This window comes from Prevotella sp. AM42-24 (genome assembly GCF_003461825.1).
GTDB classification, from domain to species: domain Bacteria; phylum Bacteroidota; class Bacteroidia; order Bacteroidales; family Bacteroidaceae; genus Prevotella; species Prevotella hominis.
The window spans coordinates 1-18,075 of the sequence record NZ_QTXV01000060.1 but is presented as its reverse complement, the minus strand read 5'-3'; the positions used below and the strand labels follow the sequence as shown (position 1 = coordinate 18,075).

Sequence of the window (18,075 nt, the reverse complement as noted above, 5' to 3'; positions counted from 1 at the left end):
GATGTGAAGCCAACATAATTGACTACGCAACATATGACCTGAAGACGACCAAGATCACCCATCAGGACGTAGGACAAATGGATATGTATGTAAGAATGTATGATGAACTGAAGCGCACGGAAGGCGACAATCCGACCATCGGCATACTACTCTGTTCGGAAACCAGCCAGGACATCGCAAGATTTTCCATCTTGCACGACAGTAAGCAATTATTTGCTTCAAAATATCTTACATATCTTCCTACAGAACAGCAACTTAAGGAAGAAATAGAAAAGCAGAAAGAAATATTTAGATTACAACATATAAGATAAGCTATTACCCCCAAATATCTCTGCTACAAGATAATAGACACAAAGTAAACAAGACATTGAAGATTAGAGCATGAAGAAGATATTATTCCTACACGGATTCTTCGCCACGGGCAGTTGTCCGATGGCGAGAGCCTTGAAAGAGGCGTTTGATGGGACGGCGGTGGTGCTGACTCCCGACCTGCCATTGCACCCCAAGGAGGCACTGAAGGAGATTCGCTCCATCATCGACCGGGAGCAGCCCGACTTGCTTCTGGGCAACAGCTGCGGCTCTTTCCTCGCCCAGATGCTGGCTCCTGTGGTGGGCATTCCTGCCCTGCTCGGCAATCCGTATTTCATGATGACGGAGTTTCTGAAGGAGCGAATCGGCGAGCATGAATACAAGGCACCGAGAAGGGACGGAAATCAGCGGCTGGTGATAGACGAGGCGCTGATTGAGGAGTTTGCGGAACTGGAAGCCGTGCAGTTTGACCATTGCAACCCCTATTACAAGGATCGTGTGTGGGGACTTTTTGGTGAGCAGGACACCCTGGCTCACTTCTCCCCTCTCTTCCTGGAGCACTACAACCAAGCCTTCCATTTCCCTGGCGGTCATACGCCTACAGAGCAGGAGGTAAAGACCTGGTATGCTCCCCTTGCCCAGAAAATGCTGATGGAGTTTTCTGCAAAGGAAGAAAGATATTTCCAGCACTTTAAGGGCGGCAAATACAAATTCATCCATTCTGCCTTCGACTCCGAGACTCAGGAGCGCATGGTGGTTTATCAGGCTCTCTATGGAGACCAAGCCTATTGGGTAAGACCGGAAGATATGTTCTTCGGGAAAGTAACAAGGGACGGCAGGACTTTCAATCGTTTCACAGAGATAGACATAAAATAAATGATAAAGATACGTTGCGTAGTAGAACACATTACCTACCAAAATCAGGAGAATGGATATTCCGTGATGAGGGTTAAGGTCAAGGATTATTCAGACCTTGTTACCTTGGTGGGCAACCTGCTGGATGTACCAGTGGGCGCTGTACTATTGTGTAATGGTGACTGGAAAGTCGATAAGCGATACGGACGTCAATTCGTATGCGAGACGTGGGAAGAAGTGATGCCTGCAACTGTATATGGCATAGAGAAATATTTGGGAAGCGGACTGGTGAAAGGCATTGGTCCGAAGTATGCTCATCTGATAGTTGAGAGGTTCGGTACTGATACCATCGAGGTAATTGAAGATGACATCGAACGACTATATGAAGTGGCTGGCATCGGTAAGAAGCGTGTAGAGAAAATCCGAGACAGTTGGGAGAAACAGAAGGACATCAAGAATGTAATGATTTTCCTGCAACAATACGGAGTAAGTACTGCTTATGCCGCCAAAATATATCGCCAGTACGGCAAGGAAAGCATCGAGAACGTGAAAGAGAATCCTTATCGCCTTGCAGATGATATTTGGGGCATCGGATTTAAAACCGCTGATGGTATTGCCTCTAATATGGGTTACGAGAAAAACGATTTGAGACGTTGCAAAAGTGGTATAGGTTATACATTGAATGAACTTTCCAACGAAGGACATGTATATGCTATAGAAGAGCAGCTTATAGAAGCAGCCAAGAAACTGCTTGAAGCAGACGAAGAACCCATCAGACAAGCCATTTCAGAAATGATTGCTTCGGAAGATCTCATCCGTGAGAATGAAGCTATATATCTGCCTCCATTCTATCATTCTGAACGTGGAACGGCAAAGAAACTTTTGACCTTAATAAAAAGTCAAGGAGCAAATAACCTCGGATTAAAGGCTGATATTAAAGCCATTGAAAAGGTCTCTGGTATAGAATATGACGAGGTTCAGATTGCTGCCATCCAACAAGCGGTTCGCTCGAAAGTGATGGTACTGACTGGCGGTCCTGGTACAGGTAAGACCACAACTACGCAAGGTATTATTGCTGCGTATAAAACGGCAGGAATGAGGATTTTGCTTGCAGCACCTACTGGCCGTGCGTCCAAGCGAATGAGCGAAGCTACCAATATGGAAGCCAAGACCATTCATAGACTATTGGAGTTTAATCCACAAGATGGTTACAAACGAAATGAGGAGAACCCTCTGGAAGGTGATGCGCTGATTGTGGATGAGTGTTCCATGATTGACATCATATTGATGTATAATCTAATGAAGGCTATTCCCGAACACATGCGCTTAGTGCTTGTGGGTGATATTGACCAGTTGCCAAGTGTTGGAGCTGGCAATGTTTTGCGTGACATTATTGACTCCGAGAAGATTCCCGTAGTTCGACTAACCCGCATCTTCCGACAAGCTCAATCCAGTAGAATCGTCATGAGTGCCCATGCCATCAACCAAGGGCATTATCCAGATACGAGCAACGGCAAGCAGACCGACTTCTTCTTCATCAAAAATGAAGACCCGGAACAAGTGGCTGAAGAAATAGTAAAACTTGTGAAGTATCGCTTGCCAAAGGCTTACAATCAGCCTTTAAGCAACATCCAGGTACTTACGCCGATGCAAAGAAGTGTGGTAGGTGCAGCCAACCTGAACATGATGCTACAGCAAGCACTCAATACAACAACATTGGGCATAAGCCGTGGTGGTACAACCTATAAGTTGGGCGACCGTGTGATGCAAATACGTAACAATTACGACAAGAATGTGTACAATGGTGACATCGGAACTGTAGAAAAAGTCAACATAGAAGACCGCACACTATGTGTCAACTTTGACAACAATCTGGTGGAATATGAAGCAACGGAGCTTGATGAGCTAACATTGGCCTATGCTTCTACCATTCATAAATCGCAAGGTTCAGAATATCCGATCGTGGTAATCCCAGTTTTGATGACTCATTTTGTGATGCTTCAGCGCAACCTCATCTATACTGGCATTACCAGAGCAAAGAAAATCTGTGTGCTTATCGGGCAGCCCAAAGCGCTCGCTTATGCAATACGTAATCTGACGGTAATCAACAGAAACACCAAATTGAAAGAACGACTGCGTGGAGAGATAGAAGCAAACAATGATTCTGTTCTCCACATCAGCAGTAGATACATACTTCCTGAGGAACAGCCAATGATGGCTGCGGAACCAGAGCCAAATCAAGACATTAGAAGCAATATCAAATGATCATATATATAGCAAGAAAGATGTATTTTTTTCTGATATGGTAAAGGTGTTTAGTATAACAGATATAAAATAATAGGATAAAAATGAGAAAAGAATCAAGAGCAATGGATAGTGGGTGGGCATTGGAAGTAATGGACAAGGCTCCGTATATAACGGTCAGTTTTATTGACGAAGAAGGCAAGCCTTATGGTTTACCCCTGTCACTCGCATCAGATGATGATGTGAATTGGTATTTTCATGGTGCCTTGGAAGGCAAGAAGTTGGAGGCAATCAAGGTTCATCCAGAGGTTTGCCTTTCAGCCGTAACCCGTTGTGCGCCTACGGTTGGTCCGAAGGACGGCAGTTTCACCCTGCAATACAAATCAGCCATTGCATTCGGAAAGGCAGAAATCGTGACCGAGGATGCAGAGAAGATTCATGGTCTCCGACTAATCTGTGAGCGTTTCCTTCCTCAACACATGGATGCTTTCGACGAGAGCATCGCCCGTTCCCTATCACGCACGGCTGTAGTTCGCATCACACTTACTGAGCCACCAACCGGCAAGCGCAAGCAGTATGATAAGGAAGGCGTGGAAATGAAATATGGAAGAATGGAATAACGAACATTAAAACATATAGATTATGAAGAAGATAAAGTTAAGCAATGGCGTGGAAATGCCACAACTGGGTTATGGTGTTTATCAGGTGGAACCTAATCCAACCCTACCCTCACTCAGATTGGCGAGAAATATGGCAAGACTGCTGCACAGGTAGCCTTGCGCTGGCTGTTGCAGAGCGACGTAATCATCATCCCGAAGACTGTTCACAAGGAACGAATGCAGGAAAATCTGAATCTCTTCGACTTTGAACTCGATGCTGAGGACATGCAGAAGATTGCTGCGCTCGACACCGCCCATAGTCTCTTCCTCGACCATTATAGCGGAGAAACAACCAAGCAGTTTATGGAGTGGAGAGCTGTGGTGAAACCTACAGAATAAAGAGACTCTTAGAAACAAGCTCACTCTTATATGATAAATTTCGCTAAAAAATTGGTTATTTCAAAATAATTGGTGTATATTTGCATAAAAATCATTAGAATGGAGAATTATGGAAGAAAAATTATCGACTATATATTTGGTAAACGGTCAAACAGCTCTGCAGTATCTTATGAACGTGAGCAAAAAATACAGGCAAATAGCGACCGAAGCGATATTCGAGTGTTTGAGACTGGGATATCCCCTCAACGACATGGAAATATCAGGCAAAGCTCGCGAGCTGCTGAGGAAGAGGAATGTAATAGGTTGATCAGTATTGCCAAGGAGAATAACTTATACATAGATAAGGCAGATTGGGATAAATTCGGCAATCGACGGATGATTCCAACAGGGGAAAGTATTGTCTTTTTGAGCAAGGACGGAAGTGTCTTCACAAAGATGAAATCTCCATTTTCCAAGGCTCCTTTAAAACAAACTCATCCGGAGGATATTATCTACGAGCATCTGATACACAACATGTTATTTCCTAGTACCAGGTACAGGTTCATCGGAATTTCAGAAGATATCAAAGGAATCAGAATCGTCTTGCAGCAAAAGAACATATCATCTATGTTTAGAGTTCCTACCCCAAAAATGATAGACGACTATCTCCGAAATGTATTGGGATTAACTAAGGAAGACAAGTATTTCTATGGTAATGAATATTTGGCAATAACGGATATTTCGAATCTTAGTGACAATGTTCTTTGCGACGAAAATGGAAAGTTATTTTTCATTGATCCCATCATCAGATTGAAAAGACCTGCTCAGGAAGTATGGGATTATCTCTATAATTCGAGATGTATATAGAGATTGGATGGTAAATAATTATGACGCAAGATACATCTACATATTACGTTTGGATAGGTGATTCATGTGATTATGGCCATAAAGAGCGAGCTGGTGGTGCTGCCGTTGTGATTAAGCATAACGGCAACATCATCAGCCGTGATGTAATCAGCGATCTCCACACCACGGAGTTCCGCATGATGCTAACACTCATGGTGAAGGTAATGCAGGAAATACCGGAAGGTTCCGACATTCTCTTCCTGACCAATGCCGCCTACATTCAGAACTTTGACAAGACTCCAACGGCTAAATCAGCCAATCCAGACTTGATCATTCGTTGCATCGAGGAAAAGAATAGGCACAACTCAGTCGGGGGCAAGATTGTGCAATACCACAAAAGCCCATTGCTGATAGAAACCCACGATTGGGCTACAGAAGCAATGACTAAGACAAGGAAGGATTTTCATCAGAAAAATAAATAAATGTTTAGGGGCGTTTTCCGGTCACTAAGGATTTCCGGTTATTCAAGATGTCAGACACCAAATATGGTTTACAGCTAATGAGCGATGATTATATTCTTGAAAATCTCATAGGTCTCGTCTGAAATCGTTGCGTCCGTCTCCATGCCACCATGCGCCCAGGAAGGCGAGGAGGACACGGAGGACGATACAGAATCATCGGCCTGCGAAAGAACAACACCCTGGCTAACTGTTGTTGAGTCCTTTTGAAAATAAATTTGTAACTTTGTACCACATTATGAGTTTCTCGTTTATGAGAGGTTTGTTTTGTATAGCGTTCATGTCAATGTTTTTGCATCTACAAAGATATGAACGCTTTTTTTTAATTACCTCCACTACGAAGCCATTCCGTTGCTTTCCAAGGAGGCCATGAAGTGGTGATGAACGGAGAATAACACTATTCCCTCTCTCTCGGAGGGTGTGACAGAAGTTCTTTTTGTACAAACACTCCTTTCTCGAACTTCCATTTTCCAAACTCATAATCAACGGCAGAACCACGGCTGAAAGATTCAATAATCTTTTCTTTTTCGTTAAGCGTAGGATTGGGAATATCATGGAATGATGGAACAAACAAGAACTTTCGCTTGACTTCATTCCAGACATAAGCATCCCAATATTCCACACCTTGATTGCCGAATTGTCCCAAATATACCAACAGATCTTTATTGCCATCAAACGTCACATCAGCCATCAGACAGCTATCCTTCCGGCCACCATTTGGGGCAAAAGTATCGTCCTTTGGATAAGAGAAAGGTATAATTTGTACAGTTTTCTCCCCTCGCATAATAAATACTTCAAAATCGAAATCCTTGGATTTGGGAGATTGTGTTCTTATAACAGCGTTAAGCGTATCTTCCGATGCAATATCTTGCTTGGTAAAGACTTTGCCCGAAATCACACTATCGGTGTCAATAGACATGCTGTCTTTGGTAGGGTTTCCCTGCCCCACCTTACTTTCCTTGCAACCGAAGATCAACATCAAAGAAAGTATTACTAATGTACTATCAATAATTCTTTTCATTGTCTTTAAATATTTTGATCATTTCATTGCGTTATTTTTTCTTACATAAGATAAGACGGTACTACTGTGACATAATTCAAGCGCCCTACCCACCTTCTATTCTTTTGGATCAATGTCAAATTGAAGCAATGGAGTATCATCATCATTTCCACTATTGAATCGGTCGAAATCCGAGATATAGGAACGGTCTTGAATAACCTTATATTTCTCATACTCAGAATAAGCCTTTTCTCTGGCTTCTTCTTGCGAAACCTTACCTGCACTACTCTTAGCATCATAGTCCATAGTTTCAAGCAACAGCTTCAGGCGATTCTTCCAATCCTCCATCGTAGTAACAATGTGCCGTCTTGCACGAGATTCTGCGAGATCCAGGAAACTTGTTGTTATTGCGTTGAGCTGAGACAATTCTTCATCAGAAAGATAGTTCTTTGCCACTATCGTATCAGATTTCTGAACTCTTCCATCCGGTGCTTTCTTCCATGTAGTCAAGCCCATGTGAGGCATTTCCGCATCAGCTCGCTCATAGACGATCTCGGCTGCCGTATGATTGGTAACCGCCTGGTGCATCATATTCTGCACCATCTTATAGAAGAGTTTGGTACTTTCAGCCTTTGCATCATAATCTGCACTACACTCTGCATAAATATCAGTTATCTTCTGGTAGTATCTGCGTTCAGAAGTGCGGATTTCACGGATGCGTTCCAGCAAATCGTCAAAATAATCCTTGCCGAAGTGCTTACCTTGTTTCAGACGTTCATCATCCAAGACATAACCCTTAATGATGAACTCCTTCAATACAGAAGTTGCCCATATACGGAATTGGGTTGCCTGATAGCTGTTCACTCGATAACCAACAGCGATGATAACATCAAGATTGTAGAACAATGGAGCACGCTCAACATCACGCTCTCCTTCGGTTTGAACTTGTTGAATTTTTCTACAAGTTGCCTCTCTTTGCAATTCACCAGACTCATAAATCTGAGAAATATGATAAGTGATAGTTGCTCTATCAACACCAAACAAAGCAGCCATCCTCTTCTGTGACATCCAAAAAGTTTCGTTGTTGAAAATCACTTCAATGCGAGTTTCACCTTGTGCAGTCTTATACAGTAAGATATTGGATTCCAGCGAGTTCTGCATAAGTTCTGTTGTAGATACGGATTGAGAAAAATAGGCTCTTGCCTGCTTCACTAACAGCTTCCTTGAATCAGCATTCTCAGAAATGATCATACAAGCCATACGTGATAGATGGAAAGCTTCGACCTTGCGAAACGCTCCATTACCCACCTTGAACATGTCAACCGCATGGTTGAAATGTTCGTCTATATCCATACCTTTTTCACTGGCAACTTTGATTGCTTTGTCTATTACATTCTGGAATTTCCAATATCCCGAATAGCCCATCGCATTACAAAGTTCGCGTGAACTCCAGTATTCTTTCCCGTTATCATCCACTTTCCGAATTTCTTCGAATGTCGGACGCATGTCAGGCACATTATTCTCATCCATATCTTTTCCGTTTCTTTTGTATTGACGTTCTACAACATTGAATAGCAAAAATACAAAAAAAGGATGAAAATCGTCCCTAATCATTTACAAGAAGTATGATTTTTAATGTTATTTATGCAAAAAGAAAAAAACATGTCAGAATATATTGATTTTATGGCCTATCAAGACGATGCAATAATCCAGTGCCTCTTATGTTATTACAGAAGACGAGGACAACCGCATCTGCAACCGAAGGAAGACCTTCATCAGGGAAACAGGCACCGAGAAAACGGTACTCATCACGATGATCACCTCCTATGGACTTGCGCCGGGCGGCTATTCTGATGACATTCAATACCAGCTGACAATGGCAGATTTATTCAGATAAAAGCCGATTGCCGAAATATGCAGCTATTTCATCTATATAATATTTAATATTGCACATAATAACACCACTAATATTACGTGCAAATATAGTGATTATATTCTGAATATCAAAACATTCTATTGAACAAATAAGATTTTTAAGATAATTATGGGGAGTTTACTCATCACGAGCAAACTCCCCCATGATGTATATGTGTACATGTATTCATGAATCCGGTCATTAAGGTCATTAAGGATTTCAGATTATCAAAATATCCCTCTATCTTATAAAATAAGGTTAAATCAAGTTCGCCCTGCAAACAAAATCCATCTATAAAATTACTTTTCTGAATATTTTTTGTATTTTTGCAGATATATTGCGCTAATATGGGAGTTGAGCATGGCTTATCCTCATAGATTACAGGCGCATCATTATCAAATGATTAGAGCATGAAGAAGATATTATTTTTATACGGTTTCTCCGCTACGACGGCAGAACTTTTAATCGTTTTACAGAAATTGATAAATAATTATGGAGACATTTAATAATGTAATAAACAGTGGCCAGCTTGTTCTGGTCGATTTCTTTGCCACATGGTGTCAACCTTGCAAGGCGATGCACCCCATTCTGGAGCAGGTGAAGAGTGTGTTGGGCGACCGCATCCGAATCATCAAGGTGGATGTAGATAAGTACGGTGTAACTGCAAGCCAATACCGCATCCAATCCGTGCCTACGCTGATGCTCTTCCGAAACGGAGAAGTATTGTGGCGCACAAGTGGTGTGGTAGATAAAGCTGAACTGCTGGCTACGCTTGATCCATTCTTGACATAATCAAAAATATAAAAGAATAATCTTATGCGCATAATAGGAAACTTACTTTGGTGGCTCTTCGGAGGTCTCGAAGCTGCCATCGGTTATTTCACCGGAAGTCTGGCTCTTGCATGTACCATCATCGGCATTCCCTTTGCGATACAGACATTCAAGATTGGTCTGCTCTGTCTATGGCCTTTTGGCTCTACAGTAAGAGAATCGAATAGTCCAACAGGTTGCATTCGCATCCCATTGAATTTACTTTGGCTGATTTTCGGAGGATTGTGGGCTTGCCTCATGCATCTGTTCTTCGGCATTCTCTTATGTATAACCATTATCGGCATTCCTTGGGGGAAACAGCATTTCAAGATGGCCGGGCTTTCGCTCGCACCATTCGGCAAGGATGTGGAGTTGGGATTTTAAAGAGATAAGAAAACGCAGTTGAAGAGTATGAACACATTACATAGTTACCTCGCCTACTATCTCCTGGCCATCAATGTTGTTACATTCATCGTGTACGGTATTGATAAATACAAGGCCAAGAAAGCCAAGTGGCGCATTCCAGAAGCCACGCTTTTGTTACTGGCTGTACTTGGAGGAAGCATCGGGGCATGGATGGGGATGAAAGTCTGGCACCATAAGACGATGCACAAGAAATTCAAATACGGCATTCCAGCCATTCTGCTGATACAGATTGCGCTGATGACGTATTTACACGTGAATCTTTGGAAACAAATAGTTTGAAGAAAATTATGGCAATGACTATTGATACAACAAACCTCTGTTCGCATCTTCAAAAGAAGTTGTTTGAACCTGAGGGAATATATTATCCTATCTGGCAAGCCATGCAGAATGATGAGGAGCTGACAGCCGTAGTTCGCTCACGACAGCTTCATATTTATCGTAATGGAAAAAAGATTCTCATTCTCGCAGGCAAGGCTCAGCCGAAGATTATCAGAGAGGATAAACTGAATGAATTGATAATAAAATAAAGAACGAAGCGTATGAATTTTCCAGAAGTATATTCAGCAACAGGCATGATGGAGCTGATTCAGAAAATCGGCTTCCTCCCTCTCCTTGATAGTGGCATTGAAGGCTTCTCTGCCGAAGACATCGTAGCGGAAGACTGCGGTTACGTAAGACTTCCTGAAGGCGGTTGGGACTGGCCGCTATGGAAATGGAAGGGCGAGATTGTGCAGGAAATGCCGTGTATGTACGGAAAGTTCTTCAACAAGAAAGCAGGATTCATCAGCCAGGAATGGTGGCCTGACTTCTGTAACTACAGAAGAAGCAAGTTCCCTCGCCCGGATGAAGAATCGATAGAAGGAGCCATTCTCAGCACGCTTCAATCATCGGGCAGTCTCATTACAAGGGAACTTCGAGCTGCCTGCGGTTTCACGGGCAAGGGAATGAGAAGCAAGTTTGACAGTTATCTCACCCGACTGGAAATGGCGACTTACATCGTGACCGAGGATTTCATCTACCCTCGTGACAAGCACAATCATGAATATGGCTGGGGATGGTCGCTGCTCAACACTCCCGAAGATCTCTATGGCAGGGAGGCTTGCCAATGCAACCGTACTCCCCAGGAATCTTATCAGAGGATTTTCGAGCATCTGAAAGAAATCCTGCCTGATGCTTCGGATAAACAGATCTTTAAATTAATAGGATAAAAATGACTTCACTTCAAGAAAGACTGTTCGCCATGCAGGATAAGCAGTATGCTGCTTTCCAAGCCAAACTGACACCGGGAGTGCCTATGGAAAGTTTCATAGGCATTCGTGTGCCCGTGCTTCGCAAGTTCGCAAAAGAGTTTACAAAGGAGGCAGAATGCAAGGAATTTCTTCAGCAGCTTCCTCATGAATACTACGATGAGAATATGCTTCATGGTCTCCTCATTTCTGAGGTGAAGGACTACGAAGAATGCATTCGTCTTACAGACAGATTTCTGCCATTCGTGGACAACTGGGCAGTTTGCGACATCATGTCTCCGAAGGTGTTTGCCAAATACAAGAAGGAGCTGTTGGCGAAGATCAAGACTTGGAGTAAATCGTCACACGTTTATACTTGTCGCTTTGGAATAGAGATACTTATGTCTCATTACCTGGATAAAGACTTCAAGGCAGAGTATCTTGAAATTCCAGCCTCTGTAAGGAGCGAAGAGTATTACGTAAAAATGATGGTTGCCTGGTTCTTTGCCACCGCCCTTGCCAAGCAATGGGACGCAACAATTCCCTACATCGAGCAAAACCGCCTTGCTCCCTGGACGCACAACAAGACTATCCAGAAGGCCATCGAGAGCTACAGAATCACGCCTGAGCAGAAGGAATATCTGCGGACATTGAAGATAAAATAATTATGACAGAAGATACTTCTACATATTATGTTTGGATAGGTGGCTCATGTGATTATGGTCATAAAGAGCGAGCTGGTGGTGCTGCCGTTGTGATTGAGCATAACGGCAATATCATCAGCCGTGATGTAATCAGCGACCTCCACACCACAGAGTTCCGAATGATGCTAACCCTCATGGTGAAGGTAATGCAGGAAATACCGGAAGGTTCCGACATTCTCTTCCTGACCAATGCCGCCTACATTCAGAACTTTGACAAGACTCCAACGGCTAAATCAGCCAATCCAGACTTGATCATTCAATGCATCACGGAAAAGGAAAGGCACAACTCTGTTGGAGTCAAGATTGTGCAATATCACAAAAGTCCATTGCTGATAGAAACCCACGATAGGGCTACGGCAGCAATGGCTAAGACAAGGAAGGAGTTTCATCAGAAAAACAAATGAATGTTTAGGGGCGTTTTCCGGCCATTAGGGTCACTAAGGATTTCGGTTTTTCAAAATATCCCTCTATCATATAAAATAAGGGTAAATTAAGTTCGCTCTGCAAACAAAATCCATCCATATAATCACTTTTTTCTGAATATTTTTTTTGTATTTTTGCAGATATATTGCGCTGATGGCGTATTTGTACATGAATTAATAACAAAATAAATAACTAAGTATATGAGCATTAAAAAGAATGGGATTTATTGGAAGGGCATCAAGCGCCGGATAGGGAGATTCTTTGAGAAGGTGCACGAATGTATACTTATCTTCACCGACTGGCTTGGGTAAGCACACAAAGTAAATAGACAGCAAAACATTGATATAATCTGATGGAAACAGAAAGAATTTTACTTCGCCATTGGCAAGAATCGGATGCTGAGGCGCTCTTCAAGTACGCCTCAGACCCTGACGTAGGACCACGTGCAGGATGGCCAGCACATAAGTCAGTAGAGGAAAGTCGGGAGATAATCCGGACATTCTTCAATAATGATACGACATGGGCGATTGTGCTGAAAGAGACTGGCGAGGCTATCGGCTGCATCGGCTACTACACCCATGAAACCAGCAACATTCCTATCGGAAAAAACGACTGTGAGGTGGGCTATTGGGTAGGAAAGCCTTATTGGAACAGAGGAATTTGCACCGAGGCCTTGAAGCTGATGCTTGAATACTGCATCCACGAGAAACATTTCGAAAACATCTGGGCAGATCATTTCACCGGGAATCCAGCTTCGGGAAGAGTTATGGAGAAATGCGCTTTCTCAGACACCGGAATGCTGAACCGATGCAGCCAACTTGTGGGTGGCGACAAGGATATGGTTAAAGTGTTTAAGTACAAATGATTAAAATAAATTAAAAAGAATATGAAGCATAAAGTAAAAGTCACCGTAATAGACAAGAAAATCTATCCGGAACTACAGGAGAAGTATTGCGCCGACCCTAAAGCAGGAATGTGTCCATGCTACAATGTTGGCGATGAGTTTATCTTTGAGCGTGACGAAGAGAACGACCATTTCTGGCATGGAGGATTAAATACGCTCGTCAAAACATCCGCTGACCCGAACACAGTAGCTGGAGGTCCGAAAATGCCACATTGCTCTGAGGCATGGGATGCTATTTCACGATATATATACACCGGACTGCAAGGTGGTTCAATCATGAAGGGGTGGATGAAGCGTGAAAACGAAATGATATGCTGTTGTTCTGACGGAACAAGACCAGTCATATTCAAAATTGAGCGCATAGACGAAGAGTAGTTGTTTTGCCATGACTCAGGACGCACCGACATATGATGTTTGGATAGGTGGCTCATGAGATTATGACCATAAGAACCTGCTATAACAGGACAATCCTTTCAGCAGGAAAAGTATAAGCATTAGTAAAGAGCGACCGGAAGGCCGCTCTTTACTAAAAAATCATTTAAATATCACATAAATATTGTATTCAACAAATCTTTATATTTGGGAATCCATTGTTCAGCCTTATAATCATAAAAATGATGATCGGCATTAATGGCGAAAGGAACTCCATGTTTATCAAGCTGCTGGGTCATGAATGATGCAAATTCAGTCTGTTCCTTTACACTGTAATTATCGTCTTTGTTATAAGCGCCGGGCATCCAAGCCCCAACCCAGGTGTAAATACCTGTTTTCTTTTGCCAATCAACTGCCACCTTGATGCTTTTCTTTATCTTTTGCTTTTCCTCTGCCGTGCCAGTAGTCCAGCGTTTTTTGTCGTTTGACTTGCTGGGACCAGCAGCATAGAAATGCCATTCAGCCATCAGATAGCCATATCCCATCGAAGGAATCTTCAAATCTTTAAGGCCTTCTGGATGAGACAGTTTCGGAGGTGCTATAAAGACGATTCGCTTAGGATTAGTCTTGCGAATAGCCGTAACACAATCCTCATAAAGGGAGTTGAGTTCCTCCACATCTTTTTTTACTTGATCCGAAGGCTCTACAATCAGATTAAACGAAACCATTGGTGAGAGATTCTTACATTTTTCTGCCATTCTCTTCCACCACTCTACTACTTTCTCATGCTCCCTAACATTCGGATTCTCCTTGTAAGGCTTGGCAGAGAAGGCTATAATCGGAATCAGGTCATTCTGCATGCAGGTATTTATCTGCGAAAACAGTCTCTTGAAATCCTCATCTGTAAAATGATAATGATGCAAACGGAATCTTACATGCTTGATACCTTGCTGTGCAAATCTCTTAATTGCCGTCTCCGAATAGGCACCATATTTATTTTTCTCACTTCTTCCCCACCAATCAACATCGATTCCCTTCTTCAGCATCTGCTGATAATCGCATGGGGCGATGGCAGAAGGTTGGGCGTTAACGATAAATGCTGTTAAAGTCAGCATCAGACTTACAAATATTCTTCTCATAATTCCTTTATTTTATTTTACATTAATGTCGCACTCACAATATTTAGACCTTCAAATGATACAGTAGTAAAAAATAAAGCTGTATTTTGGATAAATTTAAAGAACAAGATGTTAAATCAAGTTCACCCTGTAAACAAAATCCATCCATATAATCACTTTTCTGAATATTTTTTTGTATTTTTGCAGATATATTGCGCTAATATGGAGGTTGAGCATGGCTTATCCTCCAGGATAATAATATTCAAATTAATTAGAATAAATATGAGAAAGGAATCAAGAGCAATGGATAGCCAATGGGCATTGGAAGTTATGCACAAGGCTCCGTACATGACAGCAAGTTTCATTGACGAAGACGGCAAACGCAAGCAGTATGATAAGGAAGACGTGGAGATGAAATATGGCAGAATGGAATAAACTCCGAAAAAGGTAATATCTTCCGAAAATCAGGTATAAGAACATTAAGGAAATCTGCATACCTTTGCACCAGATTTAAAATATAAGATAAATATTAAGATAGAATGAAGAAAATAATCGTAATTTCTACCAGTCTGCGTACTGGTTCAAACAGCGACATGCTCGCAGATCAGTTTATCGAAGGTGCTAAGGCTGCAGGTCATGAAGTGGAAAAGATTTCGCTTGCAGGAAAGGACATCAGGTTCTGCAAAGGCTGTCTGGCCTGTCAGAAGTTGGGCAAGTGTGTCATCAAGGATGATGTGAACGACATCATGCAGAAAGTGCTGATTGCCGATGTGGTTTGCTGGGCAACACCTATATATTATTATGAGATGAGCGGACAGATGAAGACCCTCATCGACCGCATGAACGCCATGTTCTCGCTTGACTACAAGTTTCGTGATGTTTACATGCTCTCTACAGCTGCTGAGGACGAACCGGAAGTGCCGAAACGTGCAGAAGCCGGACTGACAGGCTGGATAGACTGCTATCCTGAGAGCCATCTTGCCGGCACTCTGTTCTGCGGTGGTGTTGTCGCTCCACGTACCATTGAGGGCAACAAGAAATTGCAGGAAGCATACGAGTTAGGTAAATCAGTCAAGGGATAGAGACTCAACTATTGATTCTTATGAAAAAAATTGCAATATTTATTATATTAACAACTATTTCACTCAATATAATGGCACAACAGAAAATAGTACAGACAGCAGGGCGCACCCAACTGGGTGAGTTTGCCCCAGAGTTCGCTCACCTCAACGACGACATCCTCTTCGGAGAAGTATGGAGCCGCAATGATCTGCTTTCATTGCGCGACCGCAGTTTGGTAACAATCACTTCGCTTATCAGCCAAGGAATCACCGACAATTCGCTGAAATATCACTTGCAGTCGGCAAAGAACAACGGAATTACCCGCACGGAAGCGGCAGAAATCATCACCCACATCGCCTTCTACGCCGGTTGGCCTAAAGCCTGGGCAGCATTCAATCTGGCAAAGGAAGTATGGAGCGAGGACGTGAAAGACAAAGATGTGAAAGGTGAAGCTGCCAAGGCTGCTTTCCAGCGCGAGATGATCTTCCCTATTGGCGAACCCAACACCGCTTACGCCAAATACTTCAAGGGCAACAGTTATCTTGCGAAAATATCTGACGGTCAGATACCTTTCTTCAATGTTACCTTTGAGCCTGGTTGCCGTAACAACTGGCACACGCACCACGCCACAAAGGGCGGCGGGCAAATGCTGGTAGGTGTAGCCGGACGCGGCTGGTATCAGGAAGAAGGCAAGCCTGCACAGGAGATTCTCCCAGGCACAGTCATCCATATTCCAGCCAACGTGAAGCATTGGCATGGTGCTGCAAAAGACAGCTGGTTTGCCCACCTCGCCTTTGAAATACCTGGCGAGAACGCCTCAAACGAGTGGCAGGAGGCTGTGAGCGATGAGGAGTATAACAAGATTAAATAACATTAATTCAAGTTTTGCAAGTGATCATGAAGGAATTTTTCTTTAATACCATACAGGAGTTCAATGACTACATAGGGGTGAAAACACTTCATCCTCTGGTAAGCATTGCGCGTGTAGAGAACACCTCTCCTATTCAGGAGGCTGTGCATCACTACGGACTTTATGCCCTCTTCCTGAAGGAAAACAAAGGGTGCAAATTGTCATACGGCAGAACAGAATATGATTTTGACGAGATGACCGTAACCTCGTTTGCTCCGGGTCAGTCGATTAAGGTTGAACCCATTCCAGGAGTTCCGATAGCCAAATATACGGTATTGGCTTTCCATCCCGAGCTGCTCAACCGCACTCAGCTTGGCAAGAACATCTCCCGATACGAGTTTTTCGACTATACAAGCAACGAAGCATTACACTTATCCGCTGCCGAGGTCAATATCTTCCGTGATGTGCTCTCAATGATTAAGCAGGAACTGCAGCATCCTATAGATAAGCATTCGCGTGAACTCATAGTTTCAAATATCGAGTTGCTACTGAACTATTGTCTGCGCTTCTACGACCGCCAGTTTATCACACGCGAGGAGATAAATCATTCGGTGGTCAAGAAGTTCATCTCTCTGCTCGATGAGTACATTGCTCAGAAGGCGGAGCGTGAAGGGCTGCCTACCGTAGCCTACTTTGCCGACAAATGCTGCTATTCGCCTAAATATTTCGGCGAATTAGTCAAGACAGAGACTGGCAAAACCGCTAAGAGTATGATCAACGATCGACTGCTTTCGGCTTCCCGCCAACTGCTTGATGATGAAACCCTCAGCATAACGCAAGTCAGCCAGCGCCTCGGCTTTGAATATCCTCAGCACTTCGTCCGCTTTTTCAAGGCACAGACGGGAAAGACTCCAAGCGAATATCGCAAGACTGCATAAATATAATGAACAGCTTAAATATAATGAAGCATATATAGAATAACTGTTATTTTTTACATCGAAGATGTTTTCTGGAGAAGAATTTGAAAATATAATACAATGAAGAAAATAGTACAGACAGGAGGGCGCACCCAGCTGGGTGAGTTTGCCCCGGAGTTCGCCCACCTCGCCTTTGAAATACCTGGCGAAAACACATCCAACGAGTGGCAGGAGGCTGTGAGCGATGAGGAATATAACAAGATAAAATAACAACTATAAGATTTTCCTCGTTTCCAAGGTCTGGCCTTCCAACTATGGAGACGGACAGACCATGAAGAGCATCGACGAGAGTCTGCGCAAACTGCAGACCGACTACATCGACCTGATGCTCCTCCACCAGCCTTGCTGCGACCGCTATGGTGCGCTAATCTGTTTCTTTCAGCCAATTCTCTCCCAAGGTCGTCAGCAAAGCATTACAAAATATTCGCTCATAACTGATTTTCCAAGATCAAAAGTATTATTTTAAAGTTCAAAATAAGGGGTTTTAGTGAAAAAAATCGCAGTTTTGAGCTCTTAAGTGAAAGAATAAGCCGAAAAAC

24 protein-coding genes and 2 pseudogenes are annotated in these 18,075 nt (G+C 43.0%); 23 read left to right on the top strand and 3 right to left on the bottom strand.

Annotated features, from left to right (window positions below; all coding sequences use genetic code 11):
- The 8 genes from DW917_RS13660 to DW917_RS13620 form a co-directional block, all read left to right on the top strand.
- The coding region (locus DW917_RS13660; RefSeq protein ID WP_118119588.1) for a PDDEXK nuclease domain-containing protein at positions 1–311 on the top strand (311 nt) is incomplete at its 5' end.
- Positions 312–381: 70 nt separating this feature from the next.
- Entirely contained in the window at positions 382–1,185 is an 804-nt protein-coding gene (locus DW917_RS13655) for a YqiA/YcfP family alpha/beta fold hydrolase (RefSeq protein WP_118119587.1), read from the top strand.
- Complete coding sequence (locus tag DW917_RS13650; RefSeq protein ID WP_118119585.1) at positions 1,186–3,429, top strand: ATP-dependent RecD-like DNA helicase; 2,244 nt, start codon at positions 1,186–1,188, stop codon at positions 3,427–3,429.
- Positions 3,430–3,512: 83 nt separating this feature from the next.
- Positions 3,513–4,028 carry a pyridoxamine 5'-phosphate oxidase family protein gene (locus tag DW917_RS13645; protein WP_118119583.1) on the top strand — a complete coding sequence of 172 codons (516 nt, stop codon included), beginning with the start codon at positions 3,513–3,515 and terminating at the stop codon, positions 4,026–4,028.
- Between the two features lie 22 nt (positions 4,029–4,050).
- Entirely contained in the window at positions 4,051–4,182 is a 132-nt protein-coding gene (locus DW917_RS18100) for a hypothetical protein (RefSeq protein WP_255415339.1), read from the top strand.
- A gap of 2 nt (positions 4,183–4,184) precedes the next feature.
- Positions 4,185–4,406, top strand: a complete 222-nt coding sequence (locus tag DW917_RS13640) for an aldo/keto reductase (protein ID WP_233524746.1) — start codon at positions 4,185–4,187, stop codon at positions 4,404–4,406.
- Between the two features lie 99 nt (positions 4,407–4,505).
- Positions 4,506–5,252, top strand: coding sequence for a hypothetical protein (locus DW917_RS17285; protein WP_158570167.1), 747 nt, complete (start codon positions 4,506–4,508; stop codon positions 5,250–5,252).
- A 20-nt stretch (positions 5,253–5,272) separates the two neighbouring features.
- Positions 5,273–5,713 (top strand): ribonuclease H, encoded by a 441-nt coding sequence (locus tag DW917_RS13620; protein ID WP_118119577.1) that lies wholly within the window; start codon positions 5,273–5,275, stop codon positions 5,711–5,713.
- A 433-nt stretch (positions 5,714–6,146) separates the two neighbouring features.
- Here the strand turns inward: DW917_RS13620 and DW917_RS13615 are convergent, their stop codons facing one another.
- Positions 6,147–6,770 carry a hypothetical protein gene (locus tag DW917_RS13615; protein WP_118119575.1) on the bottom strand — a complete coding sequence of 208 codons (624 nt, stop codon included), beginning with the start codon at positions 6,768–6,770 and terminating at the stop codon, positions 6,147–6,149.
- Positions 6,771–6,866: 96 nt separating this feature from the next.
- Complete coding sequence (gene rhuM, locus DW917_RS13610; RefSeq protein ID WP_199545566.1) at positions 6,867–8,279, bottom strand: RhuM family protein; 1,413 nt, start codon at positions 8,277–8,279, stop codon at positions 6,867–6,869.
- Between the two features lie 877 nt (positions 8,280–9,156).
- Between rhuM and trxA the strand changes: the two genes are divergently transcribed.
- The 9 genes from trxA (at position 9,157) to DW917_RS13560 (ending at position 13,532) form a co-directional block, all read left to right on the top strand.
- On the top strand, positions 9,157–9,456 hold the full coding sequence (trxA, locus tag DW917_RS13600; protein WP_117588276.1) for a thioredoxin: 300 nt from the start codon (positions 9,157–9,159) through the stop codon (positions 9,454–9,456).
- A gap of 24 nt (positions 9,457–9,480) precedes the next feature.
- Positions 9,481–9,858, top strand: coding sequence for a YccF domain-containing protein (locus DW917_RS13595; protein ID WP_118079423.1), 378 nt, complete (start codon positions 9,481–9,483; stop codon positions 9,856–9,858).
- Between the two features lie 27 nt (positions 9,859–9,885).
- A complete protein-coding gene (locus tag DW917_RS13590; protein ID WP_118119571.1) occupies positions 9,886–10,179 on the top strand; it encodes a DUF1294 domain-containing protein in 294 nt (97 codons plus the stop codon).
- Positions 10,180–10,193: 14 nt separating this feature from the next.
- Positions 10,194–10,427, top strand: a complete 234-nt coding sequence (locus DW917_RS13585) for a hypothetical protein (RefSeq protein WP_044080833.1) — start codon at positions 10,194–10,196, stop codon at positions 10,425–10,427.
- A 12-nt stretch (positions 10,428–10,439) separates the two neighbouring features.
- Positions 10,440–11,108, top strand: coding sequence for a hypothetical protein (locus DW917_RS13580; RefSeq protein ID WP_118119569.1), 669 nt, complete (start codon positions 10,440–10,442; stop codon positions 11,106–11,108).
- Between the two features lie 2 nt (positions 11,109–11,110).
- On the top strand, positions 11,111–11,791 hold the full coding sequence (locus DW917_RS13575) for a DNA alkylation repair protein (protein WP_118119567.1): 681 nt from the start codon (positions 11,111–11,113) through the stop codon (positions 11,789–11,791).
- Positions 11,792–11,793: 2 nt separating this feature from the next.
- Positions 11,794–12,234: a ribonuclease H gene (locus DW917_RS13570; RefSeq protein WP_118119565.1), complete on the top strand. Its 441-nt coding sequence runs from the start codon at positions 11,794–11,796 to the stop codon at positions 12,232–12,234.
- 371 nt (positions 12,235–12,605) lie between these two features.
- Positions 12,606–13,118 carry a GNAT family N-acetyltransferase gene (locus tag DW917_RS13565; protein WP_118119563.1) on the top strand — a complete coding sequence of 171 codons (513 nt, stop codon included), beginning with the start codon at positions 12,606–12,608 and terminating at the stop codon, positions 13,116–13,118.
- Between the two features lie 21 nt (positions 13,119–13,139).
- Positions 13,140–13,532, top strand: a complete 393-nt coding sequence (locus DW917_RS13560; protein ID WP_117664173.1) for a TIGR04076 family protein — start codon at positions 13,140–13,142, stop codon at positions 13,530–13,532.
- A 170-nt stretch (positions 13,533–13,702) separates the two neighbouring features.
- Here the strand turns inward: DW917_RS13560 and DW917_RS13555 are convergent, their stop codons facing one another.
- Positions 13,703–14,668, bottom strand: a complete 966-nt coding sequence (locus DW917_RS13555; RefSeq protein ID WP_118119561.1) for a glycoside hydrolase family 5 protein — start codon at positions 14,666–14,668, stop codon at positions 13,703–13,705.
- A 261-nt stretch (positions 14,669–14,929) separates the two neighbouring features.
- Between DW917_RS13555 and DW917_RS17805 the strand changes: the two genes are divergently transcribed.
- The 6 genes and pseudogenes from DW917_RS17805 to DW917_RS13525 all read left to right on the top strand — a co-directional run.
- Entirely contained in the window at positions 14,930–15,082 is a 153-nt protein-coding gene (locus DW917_RS17805; RefSeq protein WP_233524745.1) for a hypothetical protein, read from the top strand.
- A 104-nt stretch (positions 15,083–15,186) separates the two neighbouring features.
- Positions 15,187–15,729, top strand: a complete 543-nt coding sequence (locus DW917_RS13545) for a flavodoxin family protein (RefSeq protein ID WP_118119559.1) — start codon at positions 15,187–15,189, stop codon at positions 15,727–15,729.
- A 20-nt stretch (positions 15,730–15,749) separates the two neighbouring features.
- Positions 15,750–16,580: a carboxymuconolactone decarboxylase family protein gene (locus DW917_RS13540; RefSeq protein WP_118119557.1), complete on the top strand. Its 831-nt coding sequence runs from the start codon at positions 15,750–15,752 to the stop codon at positions 16,578–16,580.
- Between the two features lie 26 nt (positions 16,581–16,606).
- Entirely contained in the window at positions 16,607–17,497 is an 891-nt protein-coding gene (locus tag DW917_RS13535; protein WP_118119555.1) for an AraC family transcriptional regulator, read from the top strand.
- Between the two features lie 156 nt (positions 17,498–17,653).
- Positions 17,654–17,746 (top strand): annotated as a pseudogene (locus DW917_RS13530) (gamma-carboxymuconolactone decarboxylase); the annotation flags it as partial.
- Positions 17,747–17,753: 7 nt separating this feature from the next.
- Positions 17,754–17,900 (top strand): annotated as a pseudogene (locus DW917_RS13525) (aldo/keto reductase); the annotation flags it as partial.
- Positions 17,901–18,075 lie beyond the last annotated feature (175 nt).